Origin of the sequence: Pantoea sp. B623 (genome assembly GCF_024814475.1) — a bacterium.
Classification (GTDB): domain Bacteria; phylum Pseudomonadota; class Gammaproteobacteria; order Enterobacterales; family Enterobacteriaceae; genus Pantoea; species Pantoea ananatis.
The window spans coordinates 2592629-2615276 of the sequence record NZ_JANUXM010000004.1 but is presented as its reverse complement, the minus strand read 5'-3'; the positions used below and the strand labels follow the sequence as shown (position 1 = coordinate 2615276).

General features: G+C 53.5%; 13 protein-coding genes, 2 tRNA genes, 2 rRNA genes and 1 riboswitch. Of the genes, 4 read left to right on the top strand and 13 right to left on the bottom strand.

From position 1 onward, the window contains the following. Positions 1 to 25: 25 nt before the first annotated feature. From NXS97_RS13890 to btuB, 6 genes are all read right to left on the bottom strand, one after another. Positions 26 to 2931 (bottom strand): 23S ribosomal RNA (locus NXS97_RS13890). Positions 2932 to 3166: 235 nt separating this feature from the next. After that, positions 3167 to 3242, bottom strand: a tRNA-Ala gene (locus NXS97_RS13885). 142 nt (positions 3243 to 3384) lie between these two features. Further along, positions 3385 to 3461, bottom strand: a tRNA-Ile gene (locus NXS97_RS13880). A 73-nt stretch (positions 3462 to 3534) separates the two neighbouring features. Further along, positions 3535 to 5076 (bottom strand): 16S ribosomal RNA (locus NXS97_RS13875). Together the 16S and 23S rRNA genes with 2 tRNA genes alongside form the textbook arrangement of a ribosomal RNA operon. A gap of 398 nt (positions 5077 to 5474) precedes the next feature. Next, complete coding sequence (murI, locus tag NXS97_RS13870; protein WP_028715911.1) at positions 5475 to 6326, bottom strand: glutamate racemase; 852 nt, start codon at positions 6324 to 6326, stop codon at positions 5475 to 5477. Then, positions 6271 to 8127, bottom strand: coding sequence for a TonB-dependent vitamin B12 receptor BtuB (gene btuB / locus NXS97_RS13865; RefSeq protein ID WP_116220175.1), 1857 nt, complete (start codon positions 8125 to 8127; stop codon positions 6271 to 6273). Before btuB ends, murI begins: the two co-directional genes overlap by 56 nt. Positions 8128 to 8193: 66 nt before the next feature. Beyond that, positions 8194 to 8377, bottom strand: a riboswitch (cobalamin riboswitch). A gap of 121 nt (positions 8378 to 8498) precedes the next feature. Between btuB and trmA the strand changes: the two genes are divergently transcribed. Further along, positions 8499 to 9602, top strand: coding sequence for a tRNA (uridine(54)-C5)-methyltransferase TrmA (trmA, locus tag NXS97_RS13860; protein WP_064352932.1), 1104 nt, complete (start codon positions 8499 to 8501; stop codon positions 9600 to 9602). Positions 9603 to 9634: 32 nt separating this feature from the next. On the opposite strand, the gene NXS97_RS13855 is transcribed toward trmA, so the two are convergent. Then, positions 9635 to 9988: a YijD family membrane protein gene (locus NXS97_RS13855; protein WP_014604773.1), complete on the bottom strand. Its 354-nt coding sequence runs from the start codon at positions 9986 to 9988 to the stop codon at positions 9635 to 9637. Positions 9989 to 10002: 14 nt separating this feature from the next. Next, entirely contained in the window at positions 10003 to 10650 is a 648-nt protein-coding gene (fabR, locus tag NXS97_RS13850) for an HTH-type transcriptional repressor FabR (RefSeq protein WP_013027674.1), read from the bottom strand. 193 nt (positions 10651 to 10843) lie between these two features. Here fabR and sthA point away from each other — a divergent pair, with 193 nt between their 5' ends. Continuing rightward, entirely contained in the window at positions 10844 to 12244 is a 1401-nt protein-coding gene (sthA, locus tag NXS97_RS13845) for a Si-specific NAD(P)(+) transhydrogenase (protein ID WP_013027675.1), read from the top strand. On the opposite strand, the gene oxyR is transcribed toward sthA, so the two are convergent. From oxyR to argC, 5 genes are all read right to left on the bottom strand, one after another. After that, positions 12227 to 13144 (bottom strand): DNA-binding transcriptional regulator OxyR, encoded by a 918-nt coding sequence (gene oxyR / locus NXS97_RS13840; protein WP_064352934.1) that lies wholly within the window; start codon positions 13142 to 13144, stop codon positions 12227 to 12229. The genes sthA and oxyR overlap by 18 nt on opposite strands. A 357-nt stretch (positions 13145 to 13501) precedes the next feature. Next, positions 13502 to 14875, bottom strand: coding sequence for an argininosuccinate lyase (gene argH, locus NXS97_RS13835; protein WP_116220174.1), 1374 nt, complete (start codon positions 14873 to 14875; stop codon positions 13502 to 13504). Positions 14876 to 14963: 88 nt separating this feature from the next. Further along, on the bottom strand, positions 14964 to 16181 hold the full coding sequence (locus tag NXS97_RS13830; protein ID WP_013027678.1) for an argininosuccinate synthase: 1218 nt from the start codon (positions 16179 to 16181) through the stop codon (positions 14964 to 14966). 24 nt (positions 16182 to 16205) lie between these two features. After that, positions 16206 to 16982 carry an acetylglutamate kinase gene (gene argB / locus NXS97_RS13825; protein ID WP_013027679.1) on the bottom strand — a complete coding sequence of 259 codons (777 nt, stop codon included), beginning with the start codon at positions 16980 to 16982 and terminating at the stop codon, positions 16206 to 16208. Between the two features lie 14 nt (positions 16983 to 16996). After that, complete coding sequence (argC, locus tag NXS97_RS13820) at positions 16997 to 18001, bottom strand: N-acetyl-gamma-glutamyl-phosphate reductase (protein ID WP_014594874.1); 1005 nt, start codon at positions 17999 to 18001, stop codon at positions 16997 to 16999. Positions 18002 to 18169: 168 nt separating this feature from the next. Between argC and argE the strand changes: the two genes are divergently transcribed. Both argE and ppc read left to right on the top strand, forming a co-directional pair. After that, the gene (gene argE / locus NXS97_RS13815) at positions 18170 to 19318 is read left to right on the top strand and encodes an acetylornithine deacetylase (protein WP_013027681.1); all 1149 of its coding nucleotides are present in this window, start codon (positions 18170 to 18172) and stop codon (positions 19316 to 19318) included. Between the two features lie 350 nt (positions 19319 to 19668). Continuing rightward, positions 19669 to 22317, top strand: coding sequence for a phosphoenolpyruvate carboxylase (gene ppc / locus NXS97_RS13810; RefSeq protein WP_013027682.1), 2649 nt, complete (start codon positions 19669 to 19671; stop codon positions 22315 to 22317). The last annotated feature ends 331 nt before the right edge of the window (positions 22318 to 22648 follow it).

Sequence of the window (22648 nt, the reverse complement as noted above, 5' to 3'; positions counted from 1 at the left end):
TCTACCAAAACGCCTCTGGCGTTGTAAGGTTAAGCCTCACGGGTCATTAGTACCGGTAAGCTCAACGCATCGCTGCGCTTACACACCCGGCCTATCAACGTCGTCGTCTTCAACGTCCCTTCAGGAGCCTTAAAGGCTCAGGGAGAACTCATCTCGGGGCAAGTTTCGTGCTTAGATGCTTTCAGCACTTATCTTTTCCGCACTTAGCTACCGGGCAGTGCCACTGGCGTGACAACCCGGACACCAGCGGTGCGTTCACTCCGGTCCTCTCGTACTAGGAGCAACCCCCCTCAATTCTCCAGCGCCCACGGCAGATAGGGACCGAACTGTCTCACGACGTTCTAAACCCAGCTCGCGTACCACTTTAAACGGCGAACAGCCGTACCCTTGGGACCTACTTCAGCCCCAGGATGTGATGAGCCGACATCGAGGTGCCAAACACCGCCGTCGATATGAACTCTTGGGCGGTATCAGCCTGTTATCCCCGGAGTACCTTTTATCCGTTGAGCGATGGCCCTTCCATTCAGAACCACCGGATCACTATGACCTGCTTTCGCACCTGCTCGAGCCGTCACTCTCGCAGTCAAGCTGGCTTATGCCATTGCACTAACCTCCTGATGTCCGACCAGGATTAGCCAACCTTCGTGCTCCTCCGTTACGCTTTGGGAGGAGACCGCCCCAGTCAAACTACCCACCAGACACTGTCCGCAGCCCGGATCACGGGCCTACGTTAGAACACCAAACATTAAAGGGTGGTATTTCAAGGCCGGCTCCACGCAGACTGGCGTCCACGCTTCAAAGCCTCCCACCTATCCTACACATCAAGGCTCAGTGTTCAGTGTCAAGCTGTAGTAAAGGTTCACGGGGTCTTTCCGTCTTGCCGCGGGTACACTGCATCTTCACAGCGATTTCAATTTCACTGAGTCTCGGGTGGAGACAGCCTGGCCATCATTACGCCATTCGTGCAGGTCGGAACTTACCCGACAAGGAATTTCGCTACCTTAGGACCGTTATAGTTACGGCCGCCGTTTACCGGGGCTTCGATCAAGAGCTTCTCCTTGCGGATAACCCCATCAATTAACCTTCCGGCACCGGGCAGGCGTCACACCGTATACGTCCACTTTCGTGTTTGCACAGTGCTGTGTTTTTAATAAACAGTTGCAGCCAGCTGGTATCTTCGACTGGCTTCAGCTCCGGGAGCAAGTCCCTTCACCTACGCGCCAGCGTGCCTTCTCCCGAAGTTACGGCACCATTTTGCCTAGTTCCTTCACCCGAGTTCTCTCAAGCGCCTTGGTATTCTCTACCTGACCACCTGTGTCGGTTTGGGGTACGATTTTGTGTTACCTGATGCTTAGAGGCTTTTCCTGGAAGCAGGGCATTTATCACTTCAGCACCGTAGTGCCTCGTCGTCACGCCTCAGTGTAAAGTGAACCGGATTTGCCTGGAACACACACCTACACGCTTAAACCGGGACAACCGTCGCCCGGCTGATATAGCCTTCTCCGTCCCCCCTTCGCAGTAACACCAAGTACAGGAATATTAACCTGTTTCCCATCGACTACGCCTTTCGGCCTCGCCTTAGGGGTCGACTCACCCTGCTCCGATTAACGTTGAACAGGAACCCTTGGTCTTCCGGCGACAAGGTTTTTCACCTTGTTTATCGTTACTTATGTCAGCATTCGCACTTCTGATACCTCCAGCAACCCTCACAGGCCACCTTCGACGGCTTACAGAACGCTCCCCTACCCAACAACGCATAAGCGTCGCTGCCGCAGCTTCGGTGCATGGTTTAGCCCCGTTACATCTTCCGCGCAGGCCGACTCGACCAGTGAGCTATTACGCTTTCTTTAAATGATGGCTGCTTCTAAGCCAACATCCTGGCTGTCTGGGCCTTCCCACATCGTTTCCCACTTAACCATGACTTTGGGACCTTAGCTGGCGGTCTGGGTTGTTTCCCTCTTCACGACGGACGTTAGCACCCGCCGTGTGTCTCCCGTGATAACATTCTCCGGTATTCGCAGTTTGCATCGGGTTGGTAAGCCGGGATGGCCCCCTAGCCGAAACAGTGCTCTACCCCCGGAGATGAGTTCACGAGGCGCTACCTAAATAGCTTTCGGGGAGAACCAGCTATCTCCCGGTTTGATTGGCCTTTCACCCCCAGCCACAGGTCATCCGCTAATTTTTCAACATTAGTCGGTTCGGTCCTCCAGTTAGTGTTACCCAACCTTCAACCTGCCCATGGCTAGATCACCGGGTTTCGGGTCTATACCCTGCAACTTAACGCCCAGTTAAGACTCGGTTTCCCTGCGGCTCCCCTATGCGGTTAACCTTGCTACAGAATATAAGTCGCTGACCCATTATACAAAAGGTACGCAGTCACCCCATAAAGAGGCTCCCACTGCTTGTACGTACACGGTTTCAGGTTCTGTTTCACTCCCCTCGCCGGGGTTCTTTTCGCCTTTCCCTCACGGTACTGGTTCACTATCGGTCAGTCAGGAGTATTTAGCCTTGGAGGATGGTCCCCCCATATTCAGACAGGATACCACGTGTCCCGCCTTACTCATCGAACTCACAGCCTGTGCACCTTTGTGTACGGGAGTATCACCCTGTACCCTGCGACTTTCCAGACGCTTCCACTGATGCACAAGCTGATGATGGTTCTGGGCTCCTCCCCGTTCGCTCGCCGCTACTGGGGGAATCTCGGTTGATTTCTTTTCCTCGGGGTACTTAGATGTTTCAGTTCCCCCGGTTCGCCTCATACAGCTATGTATTCACTGCATGATAGTGTGTCGGAACACACTGGGTTTCCCCATTCGGGTATCGCCGGTTGTTGCGGTTCATATCACCTTACCGGCGCTTATCGCAGATTAGCACGCCCTTCATCGCCTCTGACTGCCAGGGCATCCACCGTGTACGCTTAGTCGCTTAACCTCACAACCCACAGGCGTTTATCTGTTTTACCGTAACGGCTTCACAGTTAGCTTGTAAGCTGTAAGCTTTTGAGAGACTCGAACGCGTTGTGCTGTGTTCCTTATTACGGAGGAACACGACAATGCGTCGTTTCAAATTTTCAGCTTGTTCCGGATTGTTAAAGAGCAGAATACTTCGCAGCACACCGTTGCCGGTACGCTCTGAAGTATTTTCAGAAAAAATACAGTAGTGAGTATGGTGGAGCTAAGCGGGATCGAACCGCTGACCTCCTGCGTGCAAGGCAGGCGCTCTCCCAGCTGAGCTATAGCCCCATACAGTTACTGCAGAGACCACTACTACCACTCAACCGAGTACACTTCGTGAGAAGTGCACTTCGTGCTCAGGCAAGGCGTGTGTCCGCGAAGCATAGTGAACTATGCGAGCCGGAGACATAACGCAGCATGAGTGCGAAGTTGGTAGGCCTGAGTGGACTTGAACCACCGACCTCACCCTTATCAGGGGTGCGCTCTAACCACCTGAGCTACAAGCCTGTAGAGGTTTTTTCTGCTCGTGACTTTCTATCAGACAATCTGTGTGAGCACTTCGCGGGAAGGTATCTTCAGGTAAGGAGGTGATCCAACCGCAGGTTCCCCTACGGTTACCTTGTTACGACTTCACCCCAGTCATGAATCACAAAGTGGTAAGCGCCCTCCCGAAGGTTAAGCTACCTACTTCTTTTGCAACCCACTCCCATGGTGTGACGGGCGGTGTGTACAAGGCCCGGGAACGTATTCACCGTGGCATTCTGATCCACGATTACTAGCGATTCCGACTTCACGGAGTCGAGTTGCAGACTCCGATCCGGACTACGACGCACTTTATGAGGTCCGCTTGCTCTCGCGAGGTCGCTTCTCTTTGTATGCGCCATTGTAGCACGTGTGTAGCCCTACTCGTAAGGGCCATGATGACTTGACGTCATCCCCACCTTCCTCCGGTTTATCACCGGCAGTCTCCTTTGAGTTCCCGACCGAATCGCTGGCAACAAAGGATAAGGGTTGCGCTCGTTGCGGGACTTAACCCAACATTTCACAACACGAGCTGACGACAGCCATGCAGCACCTGTCTCAGAGTTCCCGAAGGCACCAAAGCATCTCTGCTAAGTTCTCTGGATGTCAAGAGTAGGTAAGGTTCTTCGCGTTGCATCGAATTAAACCACATGCTCCACCGCTTGTGCGGGCCCCCGTCAATTCATTTGAGTTTTAACCTTGCGGCCGTACTCCCCAGGCGGTCGACTTAACGCGTTAGCTCCGGAAGCCACTCCTCAAGGGAACAACCTCCAAGTCGACATCGTTTACGGCGTGGACTACCAGGGTATCTAATCCTGTTTGCTCCCCACGCTTTCGCACCTGAGCGTCAGTCTTCGTCCAGGGGGCCGCCTTCGCCACCGGTATTCCTCCAGATCTCTACGCATTTCACCGCTACACCTGGAATTCTACCCCCCTCTACGAGACTCAAGCCTGCCAGTTTCAAATGCAGTTCCCAGGTTAAGCCCGGGGATTTCACATCTGACTTAACAGACCGCCTGCGTGCGCTTTACGCCCAGTAATTCCGATTAACGCTTGCACCCTCCGTATTACCGCGGCTGCTGGCACGGAGTTAGCCGGTGCTTCTTCTGCGGGTAACGTCAATCAATGCGGTTATTAACCACATCGCCTTCCTCCCCGCTGAAAGTACTTTACAACCCGAAGGCCTTCTTCATACACGCGGCATGGCTGCATCAGGCTTGCGCCCATTGTGCAATATTCCCCACTGCTGCCTCCCGTAGGAGTCTGGACCGTGTCTCAGTTCCAGTGTGGCTGGTCATCCTCTCAGACCAGCTAGGGATCGTCGCCTAGGTGGGCCGTTACCCCGCCTACTAGCTAATCCCATCTGGGTTCATCCGATAGTGAGAGGCCCGAAGGTCCCCCTCTTTGGTCTTGCGACGTTATGCGGTATTAGCCACCGTTTCCAGTGGTTATCCCCCTCTATCGGGCAGATCCCCAGACATTACTCACCCGTCCGCCACTCGTCACCCGAGGAGCAAGCTCCTCTGTGCTACCGTCCGACTTGCATGTGTTAGGCCTGCCGCCAGCGTTCAATCTGAGCCATGATCAAACTCTTCAATTTAAAGTTTGATTTGCTGAAACAAGTCCAGCGGTGCTCATCTGTAAAACGTCATAATGAATTTCATTATGTGTTCACTCGTGAGGCTTTGATATTTTTTACGTCCGGAGACGCTGATATCAATCCTGCGAGTGCCCACACAGATTGTCTGATAAATTGTTAAAGAGCAGTGCCACACTTCTCTGTGGCGCGGGCTGCATATATTACGCTTTCCGCTTTATCAGTCAAGCACTTATTTTTGCTTAACTGACCGGTTCGAATCGTTCTGAACCTTACTTAACCCGGCGCTTCGTATTCCGTTGTGCCGTGTCAGTGGAGGCGCATTATAGGGAGTTCTTTTCGGCTGACAAGGGCTAATTTCAATAAATTTTCCGAGTGCTGTTTTTTTCAACGAAAACCTTCTAAAGCGCCAGTTTTTCAAGCAATGGGAAGCCATAACGCTGCAAAACCGGTGACAATTGCACCGCTTCGCCATCCAGCTCGGTACAAAACGCCACGTTTTGCAGTGACGATCGGACTTCAGGGGCTTCATTTTCCAGTAGCCAGGCCGTTCGTCTGGCTATAGCTGCCCCAGAATCAATTAAACGCGTCCCTTCCGGCAGGATCTGCTGCAGCTCATCGCGCAGCAAAGGAAAGTGCGTACATCCTAACACCACTGTGTCCGGCGGCTCTGCCATACGTAACCAGGGTTGCACAATGCGCCTGATTTCATCTATCGCCACCTCTTCGCCATGCAGTTTGGCCTCAGCCAGCTCAACCAGTTCGGCTGAACCCAACATTTCAATCTTGCAGGTTTTGGCAAACTGCGACACCAGCTCATGCGTATACGAGCGACGAACCGTCGCGCGCGTTGCAAGCAGCCCCACCACACCATTACGCGTTAGACGCGCAGCAGGTTTAATCGCAGGCACTACGCCGACGACAGGAAAGGCAAATCGCTCACGTAATGCGGGCAGTGTCACGGTGCTGGCGGTATTGCAGGCGATGATGACCAGGGAAATGGGATGACGGCGGGTAATGGCATCAACAATCGCGACCACACGCTCGACAATAAAGGTCTCGGTTTTCTCTCCGTAGGGAAAGCCCGCGTTGTCGAACGCATAAAGATAGTGCAGGTCCGGCAGAAGTTGCCGAACCTCATCATAGACTGAAAGCCCGCCGACGCCGGAGTCAAACACCAGCACAGTCGGGCGCAGGTCAGAAGCTGTAGCTTCCGCTGAGGTAATACTCTCTTCCTGGAGTCTGATAGCCATACGCTGTCTCGTAATCTTTATCGAACAGGTTGGCGATTCTACCACGAACGGTCAGATGTGATGTGACCGGATACGATACGGCGAGATCCCACAGGCTGACACCGCCCAGCTTTACCGTTTCAAGCGTGTTGAAATTGGTGTCGTAACGCTGGCCAAGATACTGATAACTCACTGACCAGTCGAAATCATACAGCGTTAAATCCAGCTGATATTTAAACTGTTCTTTTGCCCGACGAGCCAGCCATTGATTTGTCGTCGCATCGCGAGCATCAAGATAGTCAAAAGATAATGAATGAGAGAGCACGCCAGTATCAAAAGATGCCGTTGTTTCAACGCCTTTTATCCGGGCCTGGTTGACATTGTAATAGCGATTATTGGTATAGGAGATCAAATCATCAATATCATTGCGGTATCCCGACACTCGCCAGTTAACCGGGCCTGTCAGGCCTTCAAAACCCCCTTCCCATTGTTTGCTTTTCTCTGGGTTGAGATCCGGGTTACCGCCAAAGCCACTGTATAACTGTCCAAAATCAGGGGCGTTAAATGCCGTGCCATAGTTGGCAAAGACACGATAACCTTCTACAAATTCCCAGGCTGCGGCTGTCTGCCATGTGGTATGCCAGCCAAACTGGCTATTGTCATCCCCACGAAGTGCGCCTTCCAGCGTCACATCGCCAAATTTTTGTTGGGTCGTCGCGTAAAGGCCGGTGTTGCGCTGTTCGTAGCCCTCACTCAGGAAGTTTGTACCAGGCTGAGTCGCCTCTTTTTGCCAGTCGACGCCGCCGCTGAAGGTGCCGTGCTCTGCTTGCAATGTGTTGCCCCATTGCACGTTATACTGCTCAATGTCATCAAAGGTCGCGGTACTGTCATATCGCCCCAGTTGAGGGCTGTAGTTAATGTCTTTGGTATGGCTGTAACTGGCCACCAACTGCGTTGAATAGATGCCCTGATTGAAGCGCAAGCCGCTATCCCAGCTTTGACTGTAGAGTTGGCGAGTATCAACAAACGCATTGGGATCGAAAGATACCTGCTGTCCATCGTAGGCAGTGCGGTTGTCAAAACCATAGCCACGGACAAAACCACTAAATTGATCGTTAAATTGGTGCTCCACCGTGCCAAAGAGGGTTTTACTCATAAAACCATCACGATCGGGCTGGGCCGCGCTAAAGGCATCAGGCAGGTTAGCCACCACATCATACCCTTTGGTATAGGTATAATTCCCCGCCAGAGTGGCTGTGGTCGCCTCACCCAGCCGCTGCTGGGTGGACCCATCGTATGCCTGATAGCCGTTAGAACCCACACCTGCGGTCAGCGTGGTACCGGGCTTATCGCGGCCCGTAATAATATTCACGACGCCGCCGATGGCATCTGAACCATAAACCGCCGAACGTGCACCCCGGATGTATTCGATTCGTTGCACCAGCGACAGCGGGATCTGGCTGAGATCGGAAGAACCCGAAATCCCAGCCTGGTTAAGACGAATACCGTCGATCAGTACAAGAACATGGCTGGAATTGGTTCCACGAATAAACATGGAGCTTAACTGCCCCAGTCCACCGTTTTGAGCAATATCCACCCCCGGCAAACGCCGCATGACATCAATGAGGCTTTTGGACTGCCAGCGATCAATCTCTTCACGCGTAACCACGGTCGTCGGGGCCAGCACCGACGACACTGGCTGTTGAAAACGATTGGCGGTCACGATTTGCGTATCATCATTACCCTGCGCAAAGCCATTTTGCGCCCAGAGGGAAATCGCCGTTGCGCTGAAGGCAAACAGCGAGGCTTTTGTTTTACTCATTTTTTATCGCATCCAAAAGAAAAAGGATGCCGCAGGCATACAATCGATAGCACGCGATGACTGTAAGAGTGGCGACGTCACACCGGCAGGTCTTCGGGCTGGGAATCATAGCAGGTGATGACTTCCCATCCCGCAGGACAGTGTCTGCAATTGCAATCACCCTGACATTCCTTACCGCTGCGCGTCAGCTCCAGATTCACACTGGATTCCCTATTAACTCAAGGCTGAGGCCGGTGCCAGCAGTCTACGAAGAGCGCATGAGCAAGTCCAGACTTCCGCACGTCGTCTTTCTGCGCCAGCGTACAAGACTGGACATCGGCAGGTGAATGCCTACAATCGCCCGGCAAGTAAGCTCTTAACCAGGATTAAACATGACACCCGAACATCTCCCTGTTGAACAGTATGACGCGCAGCTGGCGGAAAAAGTCAGTCGGTTAGAAACGATGATGACGCCATTCGCTGCGCCCGCCGTGGAGGTGTTTCGTTCACCCGTCAGTCACTACCGCATGCGAGCAGAATTCCGCATCTGGCACGAGGGTGATGACCTCTACCATATTATCTTCGATCAGGAGACGAAACAGCGCATACGCGTCGATCAGTTTCCTGCGGCCAGTGAGTTAATCAATCAGGTCATGCCAAAAATGATGGCGGCCATTCGGGACAATCGTCTGCTGCGCCACAAGCTGTTTCAGATCGACTACCTGTCCACGATGAGTCATCAGATCGTGATTTCGCTGCTCTACCACCGCAAACTGGATGAGGAATGGCAGCAGGCCGCCAGCATGTTACGCGATCAATTGCGGGCCGAAGGTATTGATGTCCAGCTGATTGGCCGCGCGACCAAGACCAAAATCTGCCTTGATCGGGATTATGTCGATGAGCGTTTGCCAGTGGCCGGAAAAGAGATGATTTACCGTCAGGTAGAAAACAGCTTTACGCAGCCTAACGCCGCCATGAACATTCAAATGCTGGAATGGGCACTGGACGTCACCACGGGTTCTCGCGGCGATCTGCTGGAGCTCTACTGTGGTAATGGCAACTTCTCGCTGGCGCTGGCCCGAAATTTCCGCCGGGTACTGGCAACAGAAATCGCCAAACCTTCCGTAGCGTCAGCGCAGTACAATATTGCCGCCAACCAGGTTGATAACGTGCAGATTATTCGCATGGCGGCCGAAGAGTTTACGCAGGCGATGAATGGCGTGCGCAGCTTTAACCGGCTGGAAGGGATCGATCTGAAGAGTTATGACTGCGAGACGATCTTTGTCGATCCGCCGCGCAGCGGGCTGGATGAGGAAACCGTTAAGATGGTGCAGGCTTATCCTGCCATTCTCTATATTTCCTGCAATCCGCAAACCCTGTGCGACAATCTGCGGATACTGGCGCAAACGCACGACGTCACGCGGCTGGCGCTGTTTGACCAGTTCCCGTACACCCACCATATGGAATGCGGCGTGCTGCTGACGCGTAAAGCGTAAAAAAACGGGAACCTGAAGGTTCCCGTTTTTAATTACCGATTGCGGTTGCGCTTGTAACGCAGGGCAATCCAGAACACCAGCCCAACCATCAAAATGGTCGGGATGAAATTAGAGCCAATATCCGGGTACTCTGCCCTGACCAGCGCGCTGTAAACCAAAATGCCCAGCAGGAAAAAGGCGGCAGCAAGGCCGGGAACGCCATCCGGCATGTTTTTGTTCAGATAACGCTGATGCAGGCACCAGGCCGACAGCCCCAACGCAATCAGTGGAAAAATAGAAAAAGGAACAAAAGCACTAAACAGCACGGAGAACGAGCCGTTCATAGCAAGGCCGGTAATAAAAGCCAGCAACATCGTGCCTTTATCACGGGAGCTTGGGTGGGTCATGGCAGGGTCCTTATTCATATCTCTTCAGGTTTATCCAGGGTTACCGCCAGGCGTTCTTGTTCCCGGCGATACCAGTAATAAGCGCCTTTGGCGATCATGCGTAACTGTAATACCAGACGATCTTCCAGCTTACGTCGCTGCTCGATATCAATGTCCAGCGCTTCAGCACCCGCGCTAAAAACAATCGTCACCATCGCTTCAGCCTGCGCTTCGGTGAAGCTGCGCGGCATGCGATTTTCGACCTCAAGATAGTCAGCCAGTTCAGCAATAAAATGTTGAATTTCACGTGCAACAGCAGCGCGAAAGGCCGCAGAAGTTCCTGAACGTTCGCGCAATAACAAGCGAAACGCATTGGGGTTATTCTCGATGAACTCCATGAATGTGGCGATAGAGGTTTTAATAATGCTGCCACCTTTTGCGATACGCTGGCGTGCCTGGCGCATCAACTGGCGCAACATCAGTCCACTTTCGTCAACCATCGTCAGACCTAACTCATCAACATCTTTGAAATGCCGATAAAAAGACGTAGGCGCAATGCCGGCTTCCCTGGCAACTTCACGTAGGCTCAGGCTGGCAAAACTGCGTTCGGCGCTGAGCTGACTGAATGCAGCTTCGATGAGTGTACGCCGTGTACGTTCTTTTTGTTGCGCTCTGACACCCATTCTCTCTGCCTTGTGAGGTTCTGAAACAGCACTATAACAAAATATTCAGCGTACAGTCGGGCAAACTTTGTGACGGCTTGTTAAACACCACTGAAAGGCAAAACGTGATGAAAATCGCTGTTAGAATTCAGAAGTGCGCGGTGAGATGTTAGAATCTCGTTGTAAAAATGTATAAATAATAGGACGTATCGGTATGCAAAAGTCTTACGATTACGATGTTATAGTGATTGGTTCAGGACCCGGCGGCGAAGGTGCGGCGATGGGACTGGTCAAGCAAGGCGCACGCATCGCGGTTATCGAACGCTATCACAACATCGGCGGCGGCTGTACTCACTGGGGAACCATCCCTTCAAAAGCCCTCCGTCACGCTGTTAGCCGCATCATCGAATTCAATCAAAATCCCCTTTACAGCGACCACACCCGACTGCTTCGTTCATCCTTTGCCGATATCCTTAATCACACGGAAAGCGTGATCAACCAGCAAACGGCGATGCGTCAGGGTTTTTACGAGCGTAACCGCTGCGAACTCTTTCAGGGCGATGCCCATTTTGTTGATGCCAACACGGTCGAGGTAGAACATCATGACGGTACGCGCGAAAAACTGACCGCCGAGAAGTTTATCATCGCCTGCGGTTCACGCCCTTATCATCCCCACGATGTCGACTTTACCCATCCACGCATTTACGACTCCGATTCTATTCTCAACCTGCACCATGAACCTGGCCACGTGATCATTTACGGCGCCGGTGTCATTGGCTGTGAATATGCTTCTATTTTCCGTGGACTTAACGTCAAAGTTGATTTGATTAACACCCGTGACCGGCTGCTGGCATTTCTTGACCAGGAGATGTCCGACTCGCTGTCCTATCACTTCTGGAACAGCGGCGTTGTGATTCGTCACAATGAAGAGTTCGAGAAAATTGAAGGCGTAGATGACGGCGTGATCATGCACCTTAAATCCGGCAAGAAAGTAAAAGCGGATTGCCTGCTGTATGCGAATGGTCGTACCGGTAACACTGATTCGCTGTCGCTGGAAAATGTCGGTCTGGAAGCAGACGGACGTGGCCTGCTGAAAGTGAACAGCATGTATCAGACAGCTCAGCCGCACATTTATGCGGTAGGCGACGTGATTGGTTATCCAAGTCTGGCATCCGCTGCTTACGATCAGGGCCGTATTGCCGCGCAGGCCATTATGAAAGGTGAAGCCTCAGCGCATCTGATAGAAGACATCCCAACCGGGATCTATACCATTCCGGAAATCAGTTCTGTGGGGAAAACCGAGCAGCAGCTGACGGCAATGAAAGTGCCATACGAAGTGGGTCGTGCTCAGTTCAAACATCTGGCGCGTGCGCAAATCGTTGGGATGAATGTGGGTAGCCTGAAGATCCTGTTCCATCGCGAAACCAAAGAAATTTTAGGCATTCATTGTTTTGGCGAGCGCGCGGCGGAGATCATCCATATCGGTCAGGCGATTATGGAGCAAAAAAATGGTGGCAACACAATCGAGTACTTTGTGAATACCACCTTTAACTATCCCACCATGGCCGAAGCCTATCGTGTTGCGGCGTTAAACGGCTTAAACCGCCTGTTTTAACGCCGTATCGAAATAGCCTTGCATGTGCGTTCGGATTGCCTCTGCCAGTTGTTCATAACGACTGCGCAGGGGTGAACCGGGACGGTATACCAGTGCGATAGTGCGTTGGGGGACCGGTTTGTAGCACGGGAGATAACAAACGCCGTCACGAATACGCTGATCCGGTACGGCCAGTGCAGGCAGTAACGTGATCCCGCTTCCCGCCGCAACCATATTGCGCAAGGTTTCCAGGCTGGTCGCGCGGAAATGCGTATCTTCGTCTGCACCTGCTTCAAAGCAAAAGCCCATCGCCTGATCGCGCAGGCAATGACCGTCTTCCAGCATTAGCAGCTTTTCGCCCGCCAGATCGGACATCGGCACGCGGTCACGATCGCGCCATGGGTGATCTTCATAGACGGCCAGCTTCATCGGCTCATCAAACAGCGGGACCTCGATAAAGGCTTCGCTTTCTTTCACCAACGCCAGAATCGCACAGTCCAGTTTGCCGCTGTCGAGCTGCGCCAGCAGTTGCTGCGTCTGCGCTTCATGCAGATACATTTCCAGCTTTGGAAAGGTCTGATGCAGCATTGGAATGATCTGCGGCAGCAAATAAGGGCCGGTCGTGGGGATAAGCCCAATATGCAGTGGCCCTGACATCGCTTCGCCTTGCTGACTGGCCATCTCTTTCAGCACTTTGACTTCACGCAGAACGGTACGCGCCTGGTCGACCAGCAACAGGCCGGCCTGAGTAAACAGCACTTTGCGGCTGGTACGCTCCAGCAGCATGACACCTAATTCGTCTTCTAATTTACGGATCTGTCCGCTCAACGTGGGCTGACTGACATGGCAGGCATCCGCAGCACGTCGGAAATGACGATGTTCAGCAAGCGAAACCAGATATTCAAGATCACGGATATTCATTATTACCCTCCATTCCACGATAGCTCGTGGCGATAGATAGAATAGCAACCAACGATTGGCCCTATCAAGAGCGGATGGGAATAATGCCCACATCAATTCAGATTCATTGCCACCCAGGGAAATGTTTTCTGAACGTTGAAAACGGTGTTCTCCCTGTTTTCAACAGTCGTGAGCCCTTCGCCAAAAAAAAGACGAGAAGCGCTGTCAGGCTTCCCTAAAACGCGTAGAGGGTAAACGCTACGAATCTTAGCATCGGCCGGGAGCGCCGCGGCTCTGATGATGTGCCTAAAATAAAAGTAGTTTCTGAAGCTAGAGGTTGGCGGGCATCTGATGCCCGCTTTTTTTTTTGCCTGCCGTTTACGCTAAGCGTGTTTTGGCATCCGCGATAGCACGGGCAACCTGACCGGGCGAAACCCCACCCTGCGCATTACGCTTATCCAGACAGGATTTTAGGGCCAGAACAGGATAGACATCGTCCTCTATCACGCTACTGAAGTGCTTTAACTGCGCCAGCGTCAGTGCTTCCAGCGCCACGCCCTGTTTTATCGCTTCAACGACCGTTTCACCGACAATGTGGTGCGCCTCACGGAACGGCACGCCTTTGGCAACGAGGTAGTCAGCCAGCTCGGTTGAGTTAGCGTAGCCCTGCTCTGCCGCTTCCTGGCAGCGAGGACGTTTCACCTGCAGGCCATCCAGGACAAGAACCGACATATGCAGGCAGTCCAGCCAGGTATCCAGCGCGTCGAACAGCCCTTCTTTGTCTTCCTGCATGTCTTTGTTGTAGGCGAGCGGCAGGCCTTTCAGCGTCATCATCATTCCGGTTAACGCGCCCTGTACACGGCCACACTTGCCGCGAATCAGCTCTAGCGCATCCGGGTTTTTCTTCTGTGGCATCAGGGATGAACCCGAGGTGACTTTATCTGAGAGTTCGATAAAGCCGGCTTCGCCTGTGTTGAAGAAAATCATGTCTTCAGCAAAGCGCGACAGATGTACCATACCGATTGACGCATCCGAGAGCAGTTCCAGAACATGGTCACGATCGGAAACGGTGTCCAGGCTGTTACGTGTGGCAGAAGCAAAACCTAACCAGCCAGCCAGCTGCTCACGATCGATGTCATACGCCGTTCCTGCCAGCGCGCCACAACCCAGTGGGCTAACATCAAGACGCTTCAACGTATCCTGCAAACGGCTTTCATCGCGCGCCAGCATTTCAACATAGGCGAGGCACCAATGCGCAAAGGTCACCGGCTGCGCCCGCTGCAAATGCGTATAGCCCGGCATCACCGCGTCCTGGTTCACTTCGGCGGTGGCGACCAGCGCCTGCTGCAGCTCACGTGTGGCCCCCAGCAGTGCGTCGACCTGCTCCTTACACCACAGCTTCAGGTCGGTGGCTACCTGGTCATTACGGCTACGGCCGGTGTGCAGTTTTTTGCCCAGCGCGCCGACTTTCTCGATCAACTGGCCTTCAACCCAGCTGTGAATATCTTCGGCATCACTTTGCAGAATTTGCTCAGGATTGGCACGAACCTCTTCCAGCAATGCATTCAATGCGGCTTCCAGCTGCTGCTGCTCATCACCGGTCAGAACATTTACCGTCACCAGCGCTTTGGACCAGGCCACTGAGCCAATGATGTCCTGCTCAGCCAGGCGGTAATCAAAACGCAGCGAGTCGTTGAACTGTTTGAAACGTTGATCTGCTGCCTGGGTAAAGCGTCCACCCCAAAGTGCCATGTGAATCTCCTTCAAGTCGTTAAACCAGGGGCGGCCTGAAAGCCGCCCCTGAGGTCATACTGAGAGGCGAGGCGATCCTCGCCTGCGATTACTTCTTCTGCTCGTTCAATGCACGAATACGTGAAGAGAGTGAGAACAGACGGATAAAGCCGCCGGCATGACGATGATCGTAAACTTCGTCTTCGCCGAAGGTTGCAAACTCTTCGGAATACAGGCTGTTGGCTGAACGCTTCTGCGTCGCCGTGGCCTGGCCTTTGTAGAGTTGCAGGACCACTTCACCGTTGACTTCTTCTGCCAGCGACTCTGCCGCCGCCTGGATAGACTTACGCAGCGGTGCAAACCAGCGACCATCGTAAACCACATAGGACATTTCATGGCCCAGCTGCTCACGCCATTTGAAGCTGTCGCGATCCAGAACCAGTTGCTCAACCGCACGCAGTGCGTTAACCATGATGGTGCCGCCGGGAGTTTCGTAACAGCCGCGTGATTTAATGCCCACCAGACGGTTTTCAACGATATCGATACGACCTACGCCGTGTTTAGCACCCAGCACGTTCAACTTTTCCAGACACTGGAACGGGCTCAGTTTCTCGCCGTTCACCGCGACAACGCGCCCTTTTTCAACGGTTACCGTCACGTCTTCAGGCTGATCCGGGGCTTCCAGCGGATCAACGGTCCAGACCCAGCAATCTTTATTCGGCGCATTAGACGGGCTTTCCAGCACGCCGCCTTCGGTAGAAATATGCCAGGCGTTTTCATCACGGCTGTAGATTTTTTCCAGCGAAGCGGTGGTCGGGATATTGCGCTCTTTCAGATAATCCAGCAGCGCTTCACGTGAACGCAGGTTCCATTCGCGCCATGGCGCAACCACTTTCAGCTGGGGTGCCAGCGCGGTATAGGTGGTTTCAAAACGTACCTGGTCATTCCCTTTACCGGTCGCACCGTGGCACAGGGCATCAGCACCGACTTTCAGCGCCAGCTCAACCTGCGCTTTAGCGATGATAGGACGCGCCATGGAGGTGCCCAGTAGGTAAGTTCCTTCATACAGCGCACCGGTCTGCAGAACCGGATAAACGTAGTCGCTGATAAACTCTTCACGCAGATCAACCACGTGGCATTCTGATGCACCCGACTGCAGCGCTTTCTTCTCAACGCCTTCCAGATCGCTACGTTCCTGGCCGATATCAGCCACAAACGCGACCACTTCACAGCCGCCATAGTTTTCTTTCAGCCAGGGAATAATGGCGGAAGTATCCAGACCACCAGAGTAAGCCAGAACGATTTTTTTGATGTTTTGCGTTTGCATTTCGTAATCCTTGAATCTGAGTCGTTAAGCGAGAATCCGGGTGCCAATGGACACACCGTTAAAAAGGTCGGGCAGTTGCTCGGCATGACGCCAGCTGGCGATATCAACCGGGCGGCCCAGCGTGCGCGCAGCATCCAGCGCTGCGTTCACTTTCACAATCATGCCATCGGTGATGATGCCCTGCGCAATCAACTGTTCAGCTTTGTCAGCCGTCATCTCTGCAATGCGCTGGCCTTTGCCATCGAGAATGCCACTGACATCCGACAACAAGACTAAATCAGCACCCAGCGTTGATGCCAGCGCCGTGGCGGCCTGATCCGCATTGACGTTCATTAACTGGCCGTCATCGGTAATGCCAATTGAGCTGACAACAGGCATATAACCCGCCGCAAGCAATGTATTGACCAACGCGGGATTACCCGGCGTGGCGTGGCCCACATGACCGAGTGCTTCATCCAGCTGCGTGACATTAACCAGGCCTGCATCGCCCAGGCAAAGGCCTACCGCGTGAATGCCATATTTTTTCGCCCAGGCCAGCAGGGTTTTGTTCGCGGTACCCGCCAGTGCGCCGGTAATGATGTCGATCTGGTCGGCAGGCGTAACGCGTAAGCCGTTCTTTTTCTGCACCGGCAGCGCCAGTTTTTTCATCAGTTCATCGACCAGACAGCCGCCGCCGTGAACGACGATCAACGGGCGCTGATGCGCGGAGCGATAGGCCAGCAGCGCGTCAAATAAACGGGCCAGCGCTTCTTCGCTGTCTAACAGCACACCGCCCAGCTTGATAATCAATGGATTGGTCATGGTTTACTCGTCCGTTAAATCAGTGACTGCGTTTCAGGGAAACCGAAACGAATATTAAGGCACTGCACCGCCTGGGAGGCCGCGCCTTTGAGCAGGTTATCTTCTGCAGCCACCACAATCAGGTGTTCGCCCTGAACGGCGAACCCGATATCGCAGTAGGGTAGCCCGACAACCGCTTTCAGAGCCGGCACGCCCTGTTCGTACACGCGTACCAGCGGCTTATCGTGGTAGGCGTTATGAAAAGCTTCAGCAACATCATCACGGCTTACGCCGGCCTTCAGGCGGCAGGTAACGGTCGCCAGAATCCCACGCGGAAAACTGCCCAGGTGCGGGGTGAAAATCACCGGCGTTCCCAGGTGCGCCACAATCTCAGGATGATGACGATGATTAAAAATACCGTAAGGTTGCAGGCTGACTTCGCAGAAGCTGGTGCCGACATTCGCTTTGCGCCCCGCCCCACTCACGCCGCTGGTGGCGTTAATTACCGGCCACTGCGCGTCATTCAGCAAACCCGCATCTAACACGGGCTTCAACGCCAGCTGGGAGGCAGTGGGATAGCAGCCCGGTACGGCCACCAGCTGTGCTTCTTTAATTTTTTCCTGCTGGAACTCAGCAAGACCGTAAACGGCTTTATCCAGCCAGTCACCGTGCTGATGCGTAAAGCCATAAAACTGGGTGTAAAAATCGCCATCGTTGACGCGAAACGCGCCTGACAGATCGAACACCACACAACCGGCTTTAAGAAATTCAGGGGCCAGGTCATGGCTGACTTCGTGGGCGGTCGCCAGAAACACCACATCCACTTTGTCTGCCCATTCGGCGGCATCACTCAACGGCTGCAGCGGCAAATCCACCACGCCTTTAAGCTGTGGATGAAGATCGGACAGGCGCTTGCCCGCATCGGGACTTTGCGCAGATACCGCCAAAGCGGTTATGTTGATATGTGGATGGCGATTAAGGAAGGTGGCAAGCTCTACGCCAGCGTAACCACTGGCACCAACGATCAGCGTATTCAACATCAGGCTGTATACCTTTATTACAGTCACACGTTCCGGGTCGCGGCCTTGCCCCGTTGCCCACGATGTCGTTTGCAGCGATTTAAGGTTCACATGCACACGACGTTAATGTATTTTTATTCACTATTAATGCATGAATATTGATACATCCTAACTCAAGGACCGTCAACAGTGAAGACAAAATTACCGCCTTTTATCGAACTATACCGCCAGTTGATCGCTACGCCGTCAATCAGCGCAACCGATGCCGCACTCGATCAGAGCAATGAAACTTTAATCAATTTACTGGCTGGCTGGTTCCGCGACCTGGGTTTTGCTGTGGAAGTACAGCCCGTACCCGGAACACGTCATAAATTTAATATGCTGGCGCGCACCGGAAACGGCGCGGGCGGCCTGCTGCTTGCCGGGCATACCGATACCGTTCCGTTCGATGATGGTCGCTGGACTCGCGATCCCTTTACCCTGACCGAACATGACAACAAGCTGTACGGTCTGGGCACCGCCGATATGAAAGGCTTCTTTGCGTTTATTCTGGACACGCTACGTGATGTGGATGTGACAACCCTGAGTAAGCCGCTGTACATTTTGGCGACCGCCGATGAAGAAACCACGATGGCAGGTGCGAAATATTTTGCAGAGTCCACCCAGCTTCGCCCCGACTGCGCCATTATTGGCGAACCGACCTCGCTAAAGCCGGTGCGGGCGCACAAAGGCCATATATCTAATGCGATTCGCATTCAGGGACAATCGGGCCACTCCAGCGATCCCGGACGCGGCGTCAATGCCATTGAGCTAATGCATGAGTCGATTACCGAACTCATGCAGTTGCGTAACACACTCAAATCACGTTACCACCACGATGGCTTTGCCATCCCCTATCCGACCATGAACTTTGGTCATATTCACGGCGGCGATGCGGCAAACCGTATCTGTGCCTGCTGCGAATTGCATATGGATATCCGGCCCCTGCCGGGCCTTACGCTGAGCGATCTCGACGGGCTGCTAAATGAAGCACTGGCACCGGTAAGCGAACGCTGGCCGGGACGGATCACCATTGAAGAACTGCATCCACCGATTCCCGGCTACGAGTGCCCCGCTGATCATGAACTGGTTAAAGTGGTAGAAACGCTGCTGGGGATTCAGACGGAAGTGGTGAATTACTGCACTGAAGCGCCTTTTATTCAGCAACTCTGCCCAACCCTGGTACTGGGCCCAGGATCGATCAATCAGGCGCACCAGCCAGACGAGTTTATCGATACCGCATTTATTAAGCCTACCCGTGCGCTGATAAGCCAGGTTGTGCAGCATTTCTGTCACTAATTATCATTAATCGGGGCATTTCACTGAATTAACAGCAAAATGCCCCGCCATTCTGCGGGATTTGATAATAAGAATAACTTATCCCGCTTCTCCCCTATCAAATTCCATGAATTTCCAGCAGTTAGCTGCATGTTTCCTTCACTTTAAGTCAATTGACGAACGGATGATTACGTGGCTAGATAAAAGACGATGTTATACCTACGGGGCAATCATCCCACTTTATTCAGCTTGCGACAGGCAGCAACTGAAGAACCTCGGGCAGTACCGAGAGGACAACGTTGCTGGCTTTTGTGCTGCCTGAAAAGACCGGGTATAGAGGTTTATCAAGACGATAAGGGTGTCAGGGTCACATGAACGAACAATATTCCGCAATGCGAAGTAATGTCAGTATGCTCGGCAAACTGCTCGGGGATACGATTAAGGATGCGCTGGGAGAGAACATCCTGGACCAGGTGGAAACCATCCGTAAGCTGTCTAAATCATCCCGTGCTGGCAATGACACGCATCGTAAGGCGTTGCTGAATACGCTGCAGAACCTGTCAAATGACGAGTTGTTGCCCGTCGCACGTGCTTTCAGTCAGTTCCTGAACCTCACTAACGTGGCTGAACAGTATCAAACCATTTCCCGCAGCGGCGATGGCGCGAATCATCCCGAGTTGTTAAAAAAGACCTTCGAAACGCTCAAACAAAACAATCTTAGTGAAAGTGCTATTCACGCGGCGATTGAATCCCTGTCGCTGGAACTGGTGTTGACCGCCCATCCCACAGAAATTACGCGTCGTACGCTGATTCATAAACTGGGCGAAGTTAACAGCTGTCTTGAACAGCTCGATCACAGCGATATTTCTGACTACGAGCGTAACCAGATTATGCGCCGCCTGCGCCAACTGGTCGCTCAGGCCTGGCATACGGATGAGATCCGTAAATACCGTCCTACGCCCGTGGATGAAGCCAAATGGGGCTTTGCCGTCGTTGAAAACAGCCTGTGGGAAGGCGTACCTGCGTTTCTGCGTGAGCTGAATGAACAGGTAGAAGAGACGTTTGGCATTAAGCTGCCGGTCGATTTCGTTCCGGTGCAGTTTACCTCCTGGATGGGCGGTGACCGTGACGGCAACCCCAATGTCACGGCCTCCATCACCCGCCACGTCATGCAGCTCAGCCGCTGGAAAGCCACCGACCTGTTCCTGCGTGACATTGGCGTACTGATTTCAGAACTGTCGATGTCTGAATGCAGCCAGGAAGTGGCCGATCTCAGTGGCGATCCTGAAGCGCTCGAACCTTATCGCGTGATTTTGAAGCGTCTGCGCAGCCAGCTAATGAGCACGCAGGCTTATCTGGAACGTCGCCTTAAAGGCGAACGTTTACCACGTCCGGCTGACCTACTGGTCTCTAACGCTCAGCTTTGGGACCCGCTGTATGCGATCTATCAATCCCTGCAGCAGTGTGGCATGAGCATCATTGCCAACGGCCAACTGCTGGATACGCTGCGCCGCGTCAAATGCTTCGGCGTGCCGCTGGTCCGCATTGATGTTCGTCAGGAAAGCACCCGTCACACCGAAGCCATTGCAGAGATTACCCGCTACCTTGGGCTGGGCGATTATGAGAGCTGGTCAGAAGCCGACAAGCAAGCGTTCCTCATCCGCGAGCTGAACTCTAAGCGCCCTTTACTGCCGCGCAGCTGGGAACCGAGCGATGAAACCCGCGAAGTGCTGGAAACCTGCAAAGTGGTAGCGGAAGCGCCTCAGGGCTCTATCGCCGCCTATGTGATTTCGATGGCAAAAACGCCGTCGGATGTGCTGGCCGTCCACCTGTTACTGAAAGAAGCCGGTATACCTTTTGCGATGCCGGTTGCACCGCTGTTTGAAACGCTTGATGACCTCAACAATGCCAACGATGTGATGAGCAAGCTGCTCAACATTGACTGGTATCGCGGCTTTATTCAGGGCAAACAGATGGTCATGATTGGCTATTCCGACTCGGCGAAAGATGCCGGCGTCATGGCGGCCAGTTGGGCGCAGTATCAGGCGCAGGATGCGCTGATTAAAACCTGCGAAAAAGCCGGAGTGTCACTGACCTTGTTCCACGGACGTGGCGGTACTATCGGTCGCGGCGGCGCGCCGGCACATGCTGCGCTGCTGTCTCAGCCGCCAGGCAGCCTGAAGGGCGGCCTGCGCGTTACCGAGCAGGGCGAAATGATCCGCTTTAAATACGGTTTACCGGAAGTGACTATCGCCAGCCTGTCGCTCTATACCGGTGCGATACTGGAAGCTAACCTGATGCCACCGCCGGAACCTAAACCGGAATGGCGCAGTATTATGAATCAGCTTTCTGCGGATTCCTGTGCCATGTACCGGGGCTACGTGCGCGAAAACGCCGACTTTGTGCCCTACTTCCGTTCAGCCACCCCAGAGCAGGAACTGGGCAAGCTGCCACTGGGTTCACGCCCGGCCAAACGCCGTCCTACCGGCGGTGTGGAATCCCTGCGCGCCATTCCCTGGATCTTCGCCTGGACCCAAAACCGTCTGATGCTCCCGGCATGGCTGGGTGCAGGTGCGGCGCTGCAGCAGGCGATGCTGGCAGGCCATCAGGATCAGCTCGAAGCGATGTGTCGCGACTGGCCGTTTTTCTCAACCCGCCTCGGTATGCTGGAGATGGTGTTCTCTAAAGCAGACCTGTGGCTGGCGGAATATTACGACCAACGGCTAGTGGATAAATCCTTGTGGCCATTAGGTCAACAGCTGCGTGACCAGCTGGATGCCGATATCAAAGCCGTGCTGACCATCGCCAACGATTCACACCTGATGGCGGATCAGCCGTGGATTGCCGAATCCATTGCCCTGCGCAACGTGTATACCGATCCCCTGAACGTACTGCAGGCTGAACTGCTTCACCGTTCACGTGCTCAAGAAGCCCGCGGTGACGAACCGGATGCGCGCGTCGAACAGGCGCTGATGGTGACGATTGCCGGTGTCGCTGCTGGCATGCGTAACACGGGTTAAGTCCATTCTCGTCAGGACGGTCCGCTCAGCCTGTGCGGCCGTCCTTAACCCACCCGCGCTCGGGTGAGTTTGCCCGTCTCAAATACGCACCCTCTGATGATTGCCTGCTGTTTTATCTAATGTTTTACCCCTTCACCCACAGCGTCCTTGAGACCATTTCATCTGGTCAAGTGCATTACCTCAGAAATTATTACAGTTTGATTACAGTTAGCCTATAAACCTTATGCCTTTGTGGTCGTTACTCTTTATACGGGTCAAAAATCACCCGGATTGATCGTTAAAAAGCCACACACTGATTCACAAACCACACTGACAGAAGGCAGTGAGGCCT

Excerpts from the sequence above, each read along its gene's own strand:
- trmA (WP_064352932.1), top strand. The coding sequence starts at position 8,499 with ATGACACCCGAACATCTCCCTGTTGAACAGTATGACGCGCAGCTGGCG.
- NXS97_RS13830 (WP_013027678.1), bottom strand. The coding sequence starts at position 16,181 with ATGCAAACGCAAAACATCAAAAAAATCGTTCTGGCTTACTCTGGTGGT.
- argH (WP_116220174.1), bottom strand. The coding sequence starts at position 14,875 with ATGGCACTTTGGGGTGGACGCTTTACCCAGGCAGCAGATCAACGTTTC.
- murI (WP_028715911.1), bottom strand. The coding sequence starts at position 6,326 with ATGGCTATCAGACTCCAGGAAGAGAGTATTACCTCAGCGGAAGCTACA.
- btuB (WP_116220175.1), bottom strand. The coding sequence starts at position 8,127 with ATGAGTAAAACAAAAGCCTCGCTGTTTGCCTTCAGCGCAACGGCGATT.
- NXS97_RS13855 (WP_014604773.1), bottom strand. The coding sequence starts at position 9,988 with ATGACCCACCCAAGCTCCCGTGATAAAGGCACGATGTTGCTGGCTTTT.
- argC (WP_014594874.1), bottom strand. The coding sequence starts at position 18,001 with ATGTTGAATACGCTGATCGTTGGTGCCAGTGGTTACGCTGGCGTAGAG.
- sthA (WP_013027675.1), top strand. The coding sequence starts at position 10,844 with ATGCAAAAGTCTTACGATTACGATGTTATAGTGATTGGTTCAGGACCC.
- ppc (WP_013027682.1), top strand. The coding sequence starts at position 19,669 with ATGAACGAACAATATTCCGCAATGCGAAGTAATGTCAGTATGCTCGGC.
- oxyR (WP_064352934.1), bottom strand. The coding sequence starts at position 13,144 with ATGAATATCCGTGATCTTGAATATCTGGTTTCGCTTGCTGAACATCGT.
- argB (WP_013027679.1), bottom strand. The coding sequence starts at position 16,982 with ATGACCAATCCATTGATTATCAAGCTGGGCGGTGTGCTGTTAGACAGC.
- fabR (WP_013027674.1), bottom strand. The coding sequence starts at position 10,650 with ATGGGTGTCAGAGCGCAACAAAAAGAACGTACACGGCGTACACTCATC.